The organism is Erwinia sp. Leaf53, assembly GCF_001422605.1.
Classification (GTDB): Bacteria; Pseudomonadota; Gammaproteobacteria; order Enterobacterales; family Enterobacteriaceae; genus Erwinia.
The window spans coordinates 205,352-219,892 of record NZ_LMLK01000021.1; the positions used below are offsets into that span (position 1 = coordinate 205,352).

17 protein-coding genes are annotated in these 14,541 nt (G+C 59.4%); 11 read left to right on the top strand and 6 right to left on the bottom strand.

The genetic code is table 11. From position 1 onward, the window contains the following. Positions 1 to 424 precede the first annotated feature (424 nt). Together ASF13_RS12725 and ASF13_RS12730 are read left to right on the top strand one after the other, a co-directional pair. Complete coding sequence (locus ASF13_RS12725) at positions 425 to 649, top strand: DUF2594 family protein (protein ID WP_056236774.1); 225 nt, start codon at positions 425 to 427, stop codon at positions 647 to 649. A 64-nt stretch (positions 650 to 713) separates the two neighbouring features. Continuing rightward, positions 714 to 1,052, top strand: coding sequence for a GlpM family protein (locus tag ASF13_RS12730; RefSeq protein ID WP_056236776.1), 339 nt, complete (start codon positions 714 to 716; stop codon positions 1,050 to 1,052). Between the two features lie 2 nt (positions 1,053 to 1,054). Here ASF13_RS12730 and ASF13_RS12735 read toward each other — a convergent pair whose 3' ends face one another. The 4 genes from ASF13_RS12735 to ASF13_RS12750 all read right to left on the bottom strand — a co-directional run bounded on the left by ASF13_RS12735 (position 1,055) and on the right by ASF13_RS12750 (position 3,770). After that, complete coding sequence (locus ASF13_RS12735; RefSeq protein ID WP_056236778.1) at positions 1,055 to 1,681, bottom strand: acyl-homoserine-lactone synthase; 627 nt, start codon at positions 1,679 to 1,681, stop codon at positions 1,055 to 1,057. Positions 1,682 to 1,810: 129 nt separating this feature from the next. Beyond that, complete coding sequence (gene sdiA, locus ASF13_RS12740) at positions 1,811 to 2,533, bottom strand: transcriptional regulator SdiA (RefSeq protein ID WP_056236780.1); 723 nt, start codon at positions 2,531 to 2,533, stop codon at positions 1,811 to 1,813. Continuing rightward, positions 2,533 to 2,763 (bottom strand): hypothetical protein, encoded by a 231-nt coding sequence (locus ASF13_RS12745; RefSeq protein WP_162237196.1) that lies wholly within the window; start codon positions 2,761 to 2,763, stop codon positions 2,533 to 2,535. Before ASF13_RS12745 ends, sdiA begins: the two co-directional genes overlap by 1 nt. A gap of 314 nt (positions 2,764 to 3,077) precedes the next feature. Next, positions 3,078 to 3,770, bottom strand: coding sequence for an extensin family protein (locus ASF13_RS12750; protein ID WP_056236783.1), 693 nt, complete (start codon positions 3,768 to 3,770; stop codon positions 3,078 to 3,080). Between the two features lie 281 nt (positions 3,771 to 4,051). Between ASF13_RS12750 and cycA the strand changes: the two genes are divergently transcribed. Beyond that, entirely contained in the window at positions 4,052 to 5,446 is a 1,395-nt protein-coding gene (cycA, locus tag ASF13_RS12755) for a D-serine/D-alanine/glycine transporter (RefSeq protein WP_056236785.1), read from the top strand. A gap of 34 nt (positions 5,447 to 5,480) precedes the next feature. On the opposite strand, the gene rutR is transcribed toward cycA, so the two are convergent. Then, positions 5,481 to 6,128: an HTH-type transcriptional regulator RutR gene (gene rutR, locus ASF13_RS12760; RefSeq protein WP_056236787.1), complete on the bottom strand. Its 648-nt coding sequence runs from the start codon at positions 6,126 to 6,128 to the stop codon at positions 5,481 to 5,483. Between the two features lie 433 nt (positions 6,129 to 6,561). Between rutR and rutA the strand changes: the two genes are divergently transcribed. From rutA to rutG, 6 genes are all read left to right on the top strand, one after another. After that, a complete protein-coding gene (gene rutA / locus ASF13_RS12765; protein ID WP_056236789.1) occupies positions 6,562 to 7,653 on the top strand; it encodes a pyrimidine utilization protein A in 1,092 nt (363 codons plus the stop codon). Continuing rightward, a complete protein-coding gene (rutB, locus tag ASF13_RS12770; RefSeq protein ID WP_056236790.1) occupies positions 7,653 to 8,405 on the top strand; it encodes a pyrimidine utilization protein B in 753 nt (250 codons plus the stop codon). The genes rutA and rutB overlap by 1 nt, the downstream gene beginning before the upstream one ends. A 13-nt stretch (positions 8,406 to 8,418) precedes the next feature. After that, a complete protein-coding gene (rutC, locus tag ASF13_RS12775) occupies positions 8,419 to 8,805 on the top strand; it encodes a pyrimidine utilization protein C (RefSeq protein WP_056236792.1) in 387 nt (128 codons plus the stop codon). Positions 8,806 to 8,816: 11 nt separating this feature from the next. Then, positions 8,817 to 9,635 carry a pyrimidine utilization protein D gene (gene rutD, locus ASF13_RS12780; RefSeq protein WP_056236794.1) on the top strand — a complete coding sequence of 273 codons (819 nt, stop codon included), beginning with the start codon at positions 8,817 to 8,819 and terminating at the stop codon, positions 9,633 to 9,635. A 9-nt stretch (positions 9,636 to 9,644) separates the two neighbouring features. Next, positions 9,645 to 10,175, top strand: coding sequence for an NADH-dependent FMN reductase RutF (rutF, locus tag ASF13_RS12785; protein WP_056236796.1), 531 nt, complete (start codon positions 9,645 to 9,647; stop codon positions 10,173 to 10,175). An 83-nt stretch (positions 10,176 to 10,258) separates the two neighbouring features. Further along, positions 10,259 to 11,584, top strand: a complete 1,326-nt coding sequence (rutG, locus tag ASF13_RS12790; RefSeq protein ID WP_056236797.1) for a pyrimidine utilization transport protein G — start codon at positions 10,259 to 10,261, stop codon at positions 11,582 to 11,584. Here the strand turns inward: rutG and ASF13_RS12795 are convergent. Further along, complete coding sequence (locus ASF13_RS12795) at positions 11,581 to 12,504, bottom strand: DMT family transporter (protein WP_056236799.1); 924 nt, start codon at positions 12,502 to 12,504, stop codon at positions 11,581 to 11,583. The two genes, rutG and ASF13_RS12795, sit on opposite strands and share 4 nt — an antisense overlap. A 220-nt stretch (positions 12,505 to 12,724) precedes the next feature. On the opposite strand from ASF13_RS12795, the gene ASF13_RS12800 reads away from it, so the two are divergent. Both ASF13_RS12800 and ASF13_RS12805 read left to right on the top strand, forming a co-directional pair. Next, complete coding sequence (locus ASF13_RS12800; protein ID WP_056236801.1) at positions 12,725 to 12,955, top strand: YccJ family protein; 231 nt, start codon at positions 12,725 to 12,727, stop codon at positions 12,953 to 12,955. A 151-nt stretch (positions 12,956 to 13,106) separates the two neighbouring features. Continuing rightward, a complete protein-coding gene (locus ASF13_RS12805; protein WP_056236802.1) occupies positions 13,107 to 14,477 on the top strand; it encodes an NAD-dependent succinate-semialdehyde dehydrogenase in 1,371 nt (456 codons plus the stop codon). Positions 14,478 to 14,541 lie beyond the last annotated feature (64 nt).

The window sequence follows — 14,541 nt, forward strand, 5'->3', positions numbered from 1 at the left end:
AAGAACAGAAATAATAGCCACATTAAGGCAAACGTTTATTTAACAGACATGAAAAAAAGTAATAATAATAATTATCCCTTTCCAGAAATCTTTTTTAGCTACCATAAAAAACTCAGTAAAGCGCCGACAAACAGAATCAATAAAAACTATACTAATCAATTAGATGATTATTAATCCATGAGTTTTTATTATGCGTAACGGCAATAACATGCTCAGCTTTTGCGCAATTTTTGCATTTTTAGTCACATCATTCAGTGGCGACAGGCAGGCAGGTAAACGCCAGATTCTCCACGCCAGGCATCCTGAAGCAGGCCAACGCGTCACGCGATTTTTTTCCTGCAGAGTATGGTATGCTTTTAACACTTTCAGGCAGACGGCCGCGCGGCCAGAAACCTGTTTTTCTTTATGATTTTCAGGAGCGATTATGAGTCAGATTGATTTTTCAACCAGCGATGATGCTAAAACCCTGGCCCACGAAGTCACCTGTCTGAAGCAGTTAGTGACCCTGATGCTGAAATCGATTGGCCAGGCTGATGCGGGTAAGGTGATCATTAATATGGAACGCTACATCGCCCAGCTGGAAGACGCCGAGCAGGCTGAAGTGCTGGGCAATACGGTGAAACAGATTAAAGTCGCCTTCCGCCAGTAACGCTGCCTCAGATACCGTGCTGAATGGCACGGTATCTGCCTTCCCTTACCTGACGAAGATCATCATGGGTTTACTGATTAAAGCCGCCGTCGGCGCGCTGGTGGTGGTGCTGATTGGCATTCTGGCCCGTACCCGCCACTACTACATTGCAGGGCTGATCCCGCTGTTTCCGACTTTTGCCCTGATCGCCCACTATATCGTTGCCAGCGAGCGCGGCATTGAGGCACTGCGTGCCACGCTGATTTTCGGCATGTGGGCCGTTCTTCCCTATCTGGCGTACCTGATTTCGCTGTGGTATTTCGTGGCGCTGATGCGGCTTCCCTGGGCGCTGCTCGCCGCCGTTTGCTGCTGGTGCGTGGCAGCCTGGCTGCTGATTACCTTATGGTCGAGGTGGCAGGGATAACCTCACTGCACCTGCTGCCCCCAGTTGGCGGAAACGCCAAGGGTCGGCAGCACCTCTTCCGGCCTGAAGCGTCGGGCGCCGTGGAATTTTTCCGCCAGATGCGGCTGCTCCACCGGAATTTTTACCGCAAAAAGGTTGTCTTCAGACTGAATAATGCCCGGCGGCAGAGGATCGAACTGCACGCGCTGCGCGTCGAACAGATTTTCGAGCAGGGGGGTGGCCGCGCTGAACAGCAGATCGATGCCGGACTGGCTGGCTAACTGTACAGCATGCCAGAGGATAGTTAACGGCAGCTCCGCATCGATCTCCATACGCGCGGAGAAGCGGGACATCTCCCAGACCCGCTGCCCTTCGGCAAGAGGGTGTTCTCCCGGTGCGAGGATGCGGTGACGGTCAGGATCCTGCCACGGCATCAGCCGCGCACAGCCGCAGATGCCGTGCTGGGCTGACCAGGCAATCAGCCACACCACTTCGGAGCGATCGTAGCGATCGAATTCCTGGCCCGGCGTACTGAGGCGGGAGGGAATTGACCAGCCCTGGCCGCTGGCAAAAACGCTGTAGCGGTAACTTCCCAGTTCGGCCAGTAACGATGAGGGCATATCCCTCAGTCTGGTCTGAATAATTTTCATCTCTGCTCCCCTGTCGCTTTCGCTCATGTATTCCGTTTAAACGGTTCGCGCAGGGTTGCTACCCCTGTCGCAGGGTAGACAACCGATTGGTAATACGAAACTACTAAAGTTAGTAGTTGCAACTTCATTTCATATTAATCCGATAGCTGCGGCGTAAGATGCAATTTGCGTTTTGTTCGGTGCATTCAATCGTTTTTGCATGTTTTTCTGATGAAAATTAACCGTATTCAACGAAATACTGAGGATCAGAGATATTTCCATCGACGTTTTCCCCTCAGCCGTCCATTTAAGAATCTCCAGCTCTCTTTTACTCAGCTCCAGTTTTGTCGATGACATGGAAATATCGTTCAGTCGGATTAATGCCGTTAAAAACAGATCCAGCAAATACCTGAGTTTAAGCTCCAGCTCGGTGGTCAGCACGACCTCTCTTTTGCTGCTCGCCGACGAGAATGACAATATACCGATGGCCCTGTTTTTTGCCATCGCGGACGCCGAAACGCCCGCATAAATGCCGTGTTGCCTGGCCGCCTCAAACACGCGTGAATTGCTGTCTGGGAGAGTCTCATCCCATACCCACAGCTCGCCGGGCTGATGACAAATTTTTAACACCGGATCCTGATCATAAAACGCGTGCAACAAATAATAGTCCAGCCACGCCTGCGGATAATTGGTGTAAAGAAACGTTTTGGGCCGGGTAAATGGCACCGGTTGCCGAATATACAGCGCGTAAAAATCGAATTCCATCTCGCGCATTTGCTGCTCTGTTACGCGGGTAATCTGAGCAACGTCAGCGCCCTGACCGAAGGCTGAATACGCTTCGTTTCGCCAACTGAAATAGTTCTCAGCAGTCATCAATGCCTCAATGGAGCCAGGAACATCCTCGCCCGGTTTGCCACCACCGCCGGGGAACCGCCCACACCGCTAATGGCAAGAAAATTAATTTTAAAGATGAATTTTAACGCCGGGCAATCAATTACAGGCAGAAGATGATCTTTTTCCTCTGCCTGATTCAGATCGGTAATCAATGAACCCTCAATTAAGGAATGAATAATACCTGAGGTTATCATTACTCCTTGTATCATCCGCATTCACTCACGTCAGCAATAACAGAACAGAGATACTGATAAATCACCTATAACAAGAATAGGATTTTTCCTACTACTATTCAATAATTTTGACCCGCTTACGTGCAGTTTTAAGTCCAGGTTTGTTACTGCAAATTTATCATAAATGGCATTTTATGCGCCCAACCCCCTTCACTCGATGATTTAATACAATGATAAGTAAGAACTTTACTTTAAAATGCGAAAAGTTTGGTTTTTTGAAGATTGATAAGCCAGCCTGAATAACGGACTTTAGCGGCAGCGCCCACGCCGCACGCTGGTCCGGCCATTGACTAGCGGCACAGATTAAAACCCCGCATGCCTAAATGAAAGTGATTAGCATGCGCAGCGTTGTACTCCGGCCCGAGCGCATTACCAAACCAGACGCACCCTTCACTGAACACCTGCCTCAGCCAGCGCCCCTCGGGGGTCTCCCGCGGCCATTCGCGCAACACGTCGATGCGCTGGCCGTTTGCCAGCCGGAACCCGCTCAGGTCCCACGCGTCAGCGCTGGCGTGTTCGCTGAGCCGCCCCTGTGCCCGATGGTAAATGTTGCGGCAGGCGTAGCTGCCAAGATGCTCGATCCGCACCAGCGGTGACCCCAGTTCGCTGAGAGCACGCGGCCGCAGCGTCTGGCTGACCAGCATGGTGCTGCTGACCGCCAGCGGGCAGCTGCTGAGAAAACTGCCGCTGAGCCGCACGTCACCGAAACCGGTGATGCGCAGCGGATCGTCCAGTGGACAGTTGCCCGCGGAACGGCCAGGCCGGCTGTAACTGACCAGTCCGGCTTCGCGGGCCCTCGCCATCACGTCCATACAGGCCGCATCGCTGCTTAGCCTTTGCAGTTTATAACGCGTAACCAGCGTCGGAGGATCGCTGACCGACAGCGGAGCGAACGGGTTCCACCACGGCGGCAGCTGCGGCCAGAGTATAGCGGCCCCCCCTGCCAGGGCGGCCAGTAAGGTCAGCGTAACGAGCCAGCGCATCGCTCCTCCGCCGCATCAGAAGACCGGCCAGCGCCGGATTTATGTTCATATACAGGCATCGATTCCAGTTTAGCTCCATTTTTTGCGCTTTCCGGCGCTTTTTTACGTTAAGCTCCAAAGCCGTGGTAACGGACCAGGCTTTCGCAGTCGCCGTCACTATTGCTAAAAAGAATTAGTCAGTAACGACTTAAGTACATTATGTTATGTCACTTATGTCTGGCATCGTCAGATCAAGGAAAAGCCAACAGAGCTTACTCGTTATTACAGGACAGGAACCCGTTATGGTAAACCAACTCAAAGAGGCCGCGCCCTCTGAAGACGCGCCGGTGGAACTCCGGCGTAGTCTGCATAACCGTCATATTCAGCTGATCGCCATCGGCGGTGCTATCGGCACCGGCCTGTTTATGGGATCGGGCAAAACCATCAGCCTTGCCGGTCCGTCGATCGTCTTCGTCTATATGATCATCGGCTTTATGCTGTTTTTCGTCATGCGTGCGATGGGCGAGCTGCTGCTCTCTAACCTCGAATATAAGTCATTCAGCGACTTCGCCGCCGATCTGCTTGGCCCGTGGGCCGGCTACTTTACCGGCTGGACCTACTGGTTCTGCTGGGTGGTGACCGGCATCGCCGACGTGGTAGCGATCAGCTCCTACTTCCAGCTGTGGTTCCCCGGGTTCCAGGTGTGGATGAGCGCCCTGCTGTGTATTGTGGTGTTCGTGTCGCTGAATATCGCCACGGTGAAGCTGTTTGGTGAGATGGAGTTCTGGTTCGCGATTATCAAAATCGTCGCCATCGTCGCGCTGATCGCGACCGGCATTGTGCTGGTGGCCATGCACTACCCTTCACCGGGCGGCGGCCATGCGGCGCTGAGCAATATCTGGGATCACGGCGGTATGTTCCCGAAAGGGCTGAGCGGCTTCTTTGCCGGCTTCCAGATCGCGGTGTTTGCCTTTGTGGGTATCGAACTGGTGGGAACGGCGGCGGCTGAAACTCACAACCCGCGCGTGGTGCTGCCGCGCGCGATAAACGCCATTCCGCTGCGCATCATTATGTTTTACGTGCTGGCGCTGCTGGTGATCATGGCGGTAACGCCGTGGAACCAGGTGGTGGCGGATCGCAGCCCGTTTGTGGAGATGTTTGTGCTGATTGGCCTGCCGGCCGCGGCCAGCATCGTTAATTTTGTGGTGCTGACCTCGGCGGCGTCATCGGCTAACAGCGGTATCTTCTCTACCAGCCGTATGCTGTATGGCCTGTCGCAGCAGGGCGTGGCGCATCGCCGTTTTGGCATGCTGTCCCGCCGTGCGGTTCCCACCGCCGGGCTGTTCTTCTCCTGCTTCTGCCTGCTGGGTGGGGTAGCGCTGATCTACCTGATCCCGAACGTGATGACGGTCTTTACCCTGGTGACCACCGTGTCGGCGATTCTGTTTATGTTCGTCTGGACCATCATCCTCTGCTCGTATCTGGCGTACCGTAAAAAGCATCCGCAGCGTCACGCTGAGTCTGCCTATAAGATGCCGCTGGGTAAGCTGATGTGCTGGGTGTGCATGGCGTTCTTCGCCTTTGTCATCGTGCTGCTGACGCTGGAGGATGATACCCGCCAGGCGCTGATGGTCACGCCGCTGTGGTTCCTGCTGCTGGCCGTTGGCTGGTTTATGCGCAACCGTAAAAAAGCCTGATAGCTCAGGGAGGCCGGCATCTGCCGGCCTCTGATTACCGTACCCGAATCCCTTCGATCACCATCCGCTGCACGTTTTCCACCGTCTGCGCAAAAAAGTCCTCATCCGCCAGCGTTTTGCCGGTCACCGCTTCCACCTGGCTGGCAAAGTCGGCGTAGTGCTGGGTGGTTGCCCACAGCATAAAGATCAGATGGTGCGGTTCGACCGCCGCCAGTTTGCCCTGCCCCACCCAGGTTTCAATCACCTGCGCTTTATCTTCCACCAGATGACGTAAATCGCCGGCCAGCTCAGCCTTCAGCAGCGGTGCGCCCTGCAGCATCTCCAGGCAGAACAGCCGGGACGCCTGCGGATGATCGCGCGAGACTTCCAGCTTGAGGCGGATATAGTCACGAATCGCTTCCAGCGGCTGCTGGTCGGCTCGCAGCGCGCGCAGCGGTGCCAGCCAGACGTCGAGCAGGTCTTTCAGAACCGCAATGTAGAGCGCTTCTTTCGAGGGAAAGTAGTAAAGAAGATTGGTCTTAGAGACGTCGGCACGCTCTGCAACCTTATCGAGGCTGGTGCCGTGGATGCCAAAACGGGAAAAAAACTCCAGCGCGGCGGCGAGGATCGCCGTGCGTTTGGCGGCTACCGCACGGGAACGGCGCGTGGCCGTTTTTGTCGGAACATTATCAACAGAATTCACCGTAACTCCTTTTTCCACGGGACTCGCGGAATCATAGCAAATCGCCCGGCGCACTCCTACCCCGCTCGACGGTTCGCTGCAGCCACTCGACGCGGCGCGCTGCCCCACCGGTTCCTCTGCCGGCCGATCCGCTTTTCCTGTTCACCCATGTGCTGCTTATAAGCGAGCCGCGCCTGCTTCCCGGTTCCCGTCCGCACTGCACTTTTAGCGGGCAGCCTGCCTGCTGGTTGTGCAGCCATTTTTGACCAAATGGTCTGTTACAGACCATTCACTCCATTCACCGAAATCAGTAACAGATTAACTGCATGATCTGATTGTACTTTTAAATAGTGGCACGGCCTTTGCAATCTTTCTCACGAGCGCCGCGATCGGGGAGTGCAGGAAGCAACGCAGCGCCGGGATAACATCACACACTTAAACCAAGGGGTTTCGTATGAAAATGGGCGTCTTTATCCCGATCGGCAATAACGGCTGGCTGATCTCCCGTAATGCACCGCAGTACATGCCGACCTTCGAGCTGAACAAGGCGATCGTGCAGCGGGCGGAGCACTACAACTTCGATTTTGCGCTGTCGATGATCAAGCTGCGCGGCTTCGGCGGCGAAACCGAGTTCTGGGACCATAACCTGGAGTCGTTCACGCTGATGGCCGGCCTGGCGGCGGTGACCTCGCGCATTGAGATCTACGCCACCGCCGCTACCCTGACCCTGCCGCCGGCGATCGTCGCCCGCATGGCATCGACCATTGACTCCATCTCCGGCGGCCGCTTCGGCGTCAATCTGGTGACCGGCTGGCAAAAACCGGAATATGACCAGATGGGGCTGTGGCCCGGCGATGAGTACTTCTCGCGCCGCTATGACTACCTGACCGAATATGTCAGCGTGCTGCGCGATCTGTGGGGCACCGGCAAATCGGATTTAAAAGGTGAGTTCTTCACCATGAACGACTGCCGCCTGAGCCCGCAGCCGCAAAAGCCGATGAAGGTGGTATGTGCGGCGCAGAGCGACGCCGGCATGGCCTTCTCCGCCCGCCACGCGGACTACAACTTCTGCTTCGGCAAAGGGGTGAACACGCCGACCGCCTTTGCGCCGACCACTCTGCGGATGAAGCAGGCCGCCGATGCCGCCGGCCGTAACGTCGGCTCCTACGTGCTGTTTATGATTATCAGCGATGAAACCGACGAAGCCGCCCGCGCGAAGTGGGAGCATTACAAAGCCGGTGCCGATGAGCAGGCGCTCTCCTGGCTGACCACCCAGAGCCAGCAGGACCAGCGCTCCGGCAGCGACACCAACGTGCGGCAGATGGCCGACCCGACCTCGGCGGTCAATATCAATATGGGCACGCTGGTCGGATCTTACGCCAGCGTGGCGCGGATGCTGGACGAGGTGGCCACCGTGGAGGGCACCGAAGGCATTTTGCTGACCTTTGACGATTTCCTGCAGGGCATTGAGAACTTTGGTCAGCGCATCCAGCCGCTGATGCGCTGCAGAACAGACGCGATTGATGCCGCACAGGAGGTGGCCTGATGAACCCGAAACAGCCTGTAGTGTGCACCACCGCCAGCCAGCACAATGCCGTGACCCTGCCGGCACGCCCGGAGCCGATCCGGTTCCCGCCGGAGCAGACCGCGCTGATCGTGGTGGATATGCAGAACGCCTACGCCAGCGCGGGCGGTTATCTCGACCTGGCCGGTTTTGACGTTTCGGCCACCCGGCCGGTGATCGAGCAGATTAAGGTGGCGGTCGCCGCCGCCCGCGCCGCCGGCCTGCAGATCATCTGGCTGCAGAACGGCTGGGATGAACAGTATGTCGAAGCGGGCGGCCCCGGCTCCCCCAACTGGCATAAGTCCAACGCGCTGAAAACCATGCGCCGCCAGCCGGAACTGCAGGGCACGCTGCTGGCCAAAGGCGGCTGGGACTATCAGCTGGTCGATCAGCTGACGCCGGGCCCCGGCGACATTGTGCTGCCTAAACCGCGCTACAGCGGCTTCTTTAACACCGCGCTCGACAGCATGCTGCGCAGCCGCGGCATCCGTCACCTGGTGCTGACCGGGATTGCCACCAACGTCTGCGTCGAGTCGACGCTGCGCGACGGCTTCTTCCTCGAGTACTTCGGCATCGTGCTGGAGGATGCCACCCACCAGGCGGGGCCGGCGTTTGCCCAGCAGGCCGCGCTGTTTAATATCGAAACCTTTTTCGGCTGGGTGTCTGACGTCAGCAGCTTCTGCAGCGCGCTGCAGGCAGAACCCATCCCGGCGGCGCAGGCCACCGCCCTTTAACCGGAGCACGCTCATGCCTAAAACGATTATCACCCCGCCGGGCACCGGCGTGCCGATTGCACCGTTCGTCCCCGGTACGCTGGCAGACGGCGTGGTCTATGTATCAGGAACGCTGCCGTTCGATAAGGACAACAACGTGGTGCATGTCGGCGATGCGGCGGCGCAGACCCGCCACGTGCTGGAGACGATTAAAAGCGTGATCGAAACCGCCGGCGGCACGCTGGAGGACGTCACCTTTAACTCGATTTTCCTCACCGACTGGCAGCACTATGCGGCGATCAACGCGGTGTATGCCGACTACTTTCCGGGGGAGAAGCCGGCCCGCTACTGCATTCAGTGTGGCCTGGTGAAGCCCGACGCGCTGGTGGAAATCGCCAGCGTGGCGCACATCGGTCGTTAAGGAGGCTGCGCATGCACATAACCCTTTCCGGCCGTGACGACGCGGCCGCCACTACGCTGGTGTTGTCCGCAGGGCTGGGCGGGCTGGGCAGTTTCTGGCTGCCGCAGCTGGACGCGCTGCGCGCGCGCTATCGCGTGGTGAGCTACGACCAGCGCGGCACCGGGCGCAGCGCCGATAGCCTGCCGGCCGGCTACAGCATGCAGCAGATGGCCGATGAGCTGATCGCGGCGCTGGATGCGCAGGGTATCGATAAATTTGTGCTGGTCGGCCACGCGCTCGGCGGCCTGATCGGTCTGCAGCTGGCGCTGGATCATCCGCAGCGCCTGCTCGGGCTGGTGGTGGTCAACGGCTGGCTGCAGCTGGACGCCCACACCCGCCGCTGCTTCCGCGTGCGCCAGGATCTGCTGCTGAACAGCGGCGTCGAGGCCTTCGTGCGCGCCCAGCCGCTGTTCCTTTACCCGGCGGACTGGCTTTCCCGGCATCAGGCGCGCATTGAAGCCGAGGACAGCCTGCATATCGCCCATTTTCAGGGCACGGATAACCTGCTGAAACGCCTGCAGGCGCTGATGGCCTGCGATTTCAGCGCCAGCGCCGCGCAGATCGCCCTGCCGGTGCTGCTGCTCTGCTCACGCGACGATCTGCTGGTGCCCTGGACCTGCTCTGAACAGCTGCAGGCAGCCCTGCCAGACGCTACCCTGCAGCTGATGGACTGGGGCGGTCACGCGATGAGCGTGACCGACAGCCCGACGTTTAACCGCTTATTGCTGAACTGGCTGGAGACCACGCCGTTCTCCACGCCCCACCGTCACCCCACTCCCGTTACCGGGTAAGGAACCGCAATGTCCCTGGCCACACTGAATCCCTCCCCTTCCGCCGCCGTGGAACGGCAGCAGTTTCGTAACGCGATGGCGCAGCTGGCGGCAGCGGTCAACATCATTACCACCGATGGCCCGGCCGGCCGCGCCGGCTTTACCGCCTCGGCGGTGTGCAGCGTCACCGATACGCCACCCACGCTGCTGGTGTGTCTGAACCGTTCGTCGTCGGTGTGGGAGACCTTTACCCGCAACGGCCGCCTCTGCGTCAATACCCTGGCCGACGGGCATCAGCCGCTGTCGAACCTTTTCGGCGGCAAAACGCCGATGGCGGAACGCTTTAACGCCGCCAGCTGGACGACGCTGGCCACCGGATCGCCGGTGCTCAGCGGCGCGGTGGCATCGTTTGACTGCACGCTGATCCGCACCATCAGCGTCGGCACCCACGACATTCTTATCTGCGAAGCGCAGGCGCTGATCTGCAACGACCAGGCCCACGGCCTGATCTACTACGACCGTAATTATCACCCGTTGCAGCGCAGCGCCAGTTTACCGTAACGCCGCGGGCAGGGTTTCCCTGCAGCGGGCTACCCGGCGGCGGTGCCGTCACTTAACGCAGTTCCCTCACTCTGGAGAAGACGATGGCGAGTTCCTGGTTTCCTCAATGGTCCAAAACGCGGGCAGGCTCTGCGGAGATTGTTGCCCCCGATGAAGCGTTACCTGCCGGACAGACGTTGGTAATGGGCCTGCAGCATGCGGTGGCGATGTTTGGTGCCACGGTGCTGATGCCGTTGCTGATGGGGCTGGATGCCAACCTTGCCATCCTGATGTCCGGCGTGGGCACGCTGCTGTTCTTTGTGATTACCGGCGGCCGGGTACCGAGTTACCTTGGCTCCAGCGCCGCATTTGTCGGGGTGGTGATTGCCGTCACCGGTTACAGTGGCCAGGGGATGAATGCCAACCTTGGCGTGGCGCTGGGCGGCATTATCGCCTGCGGTGCCCTCTATACGCTGATCGGCGTGATAGTGATGAAGTCCGGCACCCGCTGGATTGAGTCGCTGATGCCGCCGGTGGTCACCGGCGCGGTGGTGATGGCGATCGGTCTGAACCTGGCGCCGATCGCCGTGCGCAGCGTGTCGGCCAGCGCCTTTGACAGCTGGATGGCGGTGATGACGGTGCTGTGCATCGGTGCCGTGGCCGTCTTCACCCGCGGGATGGTGCAACGCCTGCTGATCCTGGTCGGGTTAATCGTCGCCTGGGGGCTTTATGCGCTGCTGACCAACGGCTTTGGCCTCGGTAAGCCGGTGGACTTCAGCCTGCTGAGCGCCGCGCCCTGGCTTGGCCTGCCGCAGTTTACCGCGCCCTCCTTCAGCAGCCATGCGATGTTCAGCATCGCGCCGGTGGCGATCATTCTGGTGGCTGAAAACCTCGGCCATCTGAAGGCGGTAGCCGGTATGACCGGCCGCAGCCTCGATCCGTATATCGGCCGGGCCTTTGTCGGTGACGGGCTGGCAACCATGCTGTCAGGCGGCGTCGGCGGCAGCGGGGTCACCACCTATGCAGAGAATATCGGCGTAATGGCGGTGACCCGGGTGTACTCAACGCTGGTGTTTGTTGCCGCCGCGCTGATTGCGCTGCTGCTGGGCTTTTCGCCGAAGTTTGGCGCGCTGATCCACACCATTCCCGGCCCGGTGATCGGCGGTGCGTCAATCGTGGTGTTTGGCCTGATCGCCGTGGCCGGCGCGCGCATCTGGATCCAGAATCAGGTCGATCTCAGCCAGAACGGCAACCTGATTATGGTGGCGGTGACGCTGGTGCTGGGCGCGGGGGATTTTGCCCTGAATATCGGCGGCTTCACCTTCGGCGGCATCGGCACCGCCACCTTCGGTGCCATTCTGCTGAACGCTCTGCTCAGCCGTAAAGGCGCGGCAGCGCGTGCTGACAGCGTCATCCGCCAGCAGGGTTAAGCGTTATCACACTTCAGCGGCGCGGGCTCCTGCGCCGCTTTTTTTCGTTTCAGCTTCAGCTCGCTGACCAGCACCCCCAGCACGATCAGCGCCCCCCCCAGCAGAGCGATGGCGGGCAGGCGTTCGCCGGCGATCCGCCCGACGATGCCGGCCCACACCGGTTCCCCGGTGTAAATCACCGTAGCGCGGGTCGGTGAGACGCTGCGCTGCGCCCAGTTCATCGTGACCTGAATAATGGCGCTGGCCACTCCCAGCCCGACGGCGCTCCACAGCAGGTACGGGCTAAAGGGCGGTACCGACTCCTGGTTGGGCAGCATCAGCAGAAAACCAAACAGCGAGGCGGTCGCCAGCTGGACCACCGTTACCCGACGCACGTCAACCCGCCCTGCGCTGGCGCTGATCAGGATGATCTCGGCGGCAATCGCCAGCGCGCTGAGCAACGTGACGATCTCTCCCACATTAAAGGCGACCGATCCGACGCTCGGGCCGGCCAGCAGCAGCAGGCCGATGAAAGCCAGCAGCACGCCGATCCACGACATCAGGCCCGGCATCCGCCCGAGGAAGATCCACTGCAGCAGCGGCACCAGCGGCACGTACATGGCGGTAATAAACGCCGACTGGCTGCTGGTGATGGTCTGCATGCCGTAGGTTTGCAGGCCGTAGCCGAGGCTGATGCTCAGGCCGATCAGGGTACCGGCTTTAACCTCCTGCCAGGTCATGCCGCGCATGCTGCGCCAGAAGATCGCCCCCAGCAGCAGCGACGCCGCGGCAAAACGCACGCCGATAAAGAAAAACGGGCCGCTGAACTTCATCGCATGGTGGACGGTGAGAAAGGTGCCGCCCCAGATGATAGTGATCAGCACCAGGATCAGCTCCTGACGGCTGAGAGAGAGTTTGTAACGCGAGAAAAAACCAGCCATAGCCCACCCGGAAAAAAATTTGCGCCAGTGTGCGCACTTCGTGCGGGCGGGTCAAGCACATCGCCACAGGCGCCGGCATGGCGGGTTGCGGGAGCACACCCTATTTTCGCGCCGACAGGCACACCGGCGGCGATCTTCTATACTGAGGAGTCAGGCGCACCGGACGGTGCGCCGCCTGTGGCGAGAGTCCGATCCTTCATCATTCAATCAGGAGAACGGAATGACAACGCATCAAGCAAAAGCCCACCATGTGGCACAGTGGGCCGATCTGCGGCTGACCTCCCATGAGATCGCCGAAGCGATTTTTGAAGTGGCCAACTACGACGAGCGGCTGGCCGAAACCATCTGGGCGCAGCAGGGCAGCGACGACGTGCTGATCCGCGCCTTTGAAAAGACCGACCAGGATATTCTCACCTGGGATAACAAACAGGTCGAACGCCGCAACGTGTAGCCTGCCGGGGCAGGCGTCTCTGCCCCGGACTGCCTTACCGGCCGTGAGAGTCCTCCGAAACACGGCCTGTCCCCTTTTTTGCCTACTACGCTTATTCCGTGCAGCAACACAATGGCCCACTCAGGGTGAAAACTGACTCAAGGAGAGCGCAATGTCCTATCAGAGCATTAATCCCGCAACCAATTCGCTGATTAAGTCCTGGCCCGACCACAGCGATCGGCAGATCGAGCAGGCGCTGGCCACGGCCGATGCCCTCTACCATTCAGACTGGTCCAAAGGGCCTATTCAGCCACGCCTGCAGGTTCTGCATAAGCTGGCCGACCTGATTGACGCACGCGTCGATGAGCTGGCCAAAACCGCCAGCATTGAGATGGGCAAGCTGCTGCGGCAGAGCCGCGGCGAAGTGCAACTTTGTGCGCAGATCGCCCGTTATTACGCCGACAACGCGGAGCGTTTTCTGGCACCTGTCCCCTATCCCACCGACCTCGGTGAAGCCTGGGTCGAACACCATCCGATCGGCGTTCTGGTGGCGGTAGAGCCGTGGAACTTCCCGTTCTACCAGCTGATGCGCGTGCTGGCACCGAACCTGGCGGCCGGTAATCCTGTGCTGGCCAAGCACGCCGCCAACGTGCCGCACTGCGCGGTGCTGTTTGAGCAGCTGGTCAGGGAAGCGGGCGCGCCGGAGGGGGCCTGGACCAACCTGTTCGCCAGCAATGAACAGATAGCCGACCTGATCGCCGACGACCGCGTGCAGGGAGCGGCGCTGACCGGCTCCGAACGCGCCGGCAGCGCTGTTGCCCAGCAGGCCGGTAAACACCTGAAGAAAACCACCCTGGAGCTGGGCGGTAACGACGTGTTTGTGGTGCTGGATGACTGTGACCTTGATAAAGCGGTAAAAAACGGCGCGGGCGCCCGCCTGAGCAACTGCGGCCAGGTTTGTACCGCCGCAAAACGTTTCCTGGTGCATGAAAAGGTCGCCGATGCCTTTCTGCAGAAGCTGACCGAGGCGTTTAAAGCGGTCAAAATTGGCGACCCGCTGGACGAAGCCACCACCCTTGGCCCGCTGTCGTCGGCGGACGCGCGCGATCGCCTGCAGGAACAGGTCAGCCGGGCGCTGGAGAACGGCGCGCAGTTGCTGATCGGCGGCGGTCCGGTAGCCGGCCCCGGCTGCTTCTACCAGCCGACCATTCTGACCGGCATCACCCGCGATAACCCGGCGTATTTCGAGGAGTTCTTTGGCCCGGTGGCGCAGGTGTATATCGTCAAAGACGATGACGAGGTGGTGAAGCTGGCTAACGACTCCCACTACGGCCTGGGCGGCGCGGTGTTCAGCCAGAACATTGCCCGCGCACGCGCGCTGGCCTCACGGATTGAGACCGGAATGGTCTATATCAACTCCGCCAGCGACACCGCCGCCGAGCTACCGTTTGGCGGCGTAAAACGCTCTGGCTTTGGCCGCGAACTGTCCGATCTCGGCATCAAAGAGTTTGTGAATCAGAAGCTGGTGGTCGTGGCATCGTAAACCGTTCGTATAAAAAAAGGCCGACATCACGTCGGCCTTTCTGTACGGCGATTGTAGCGAATGG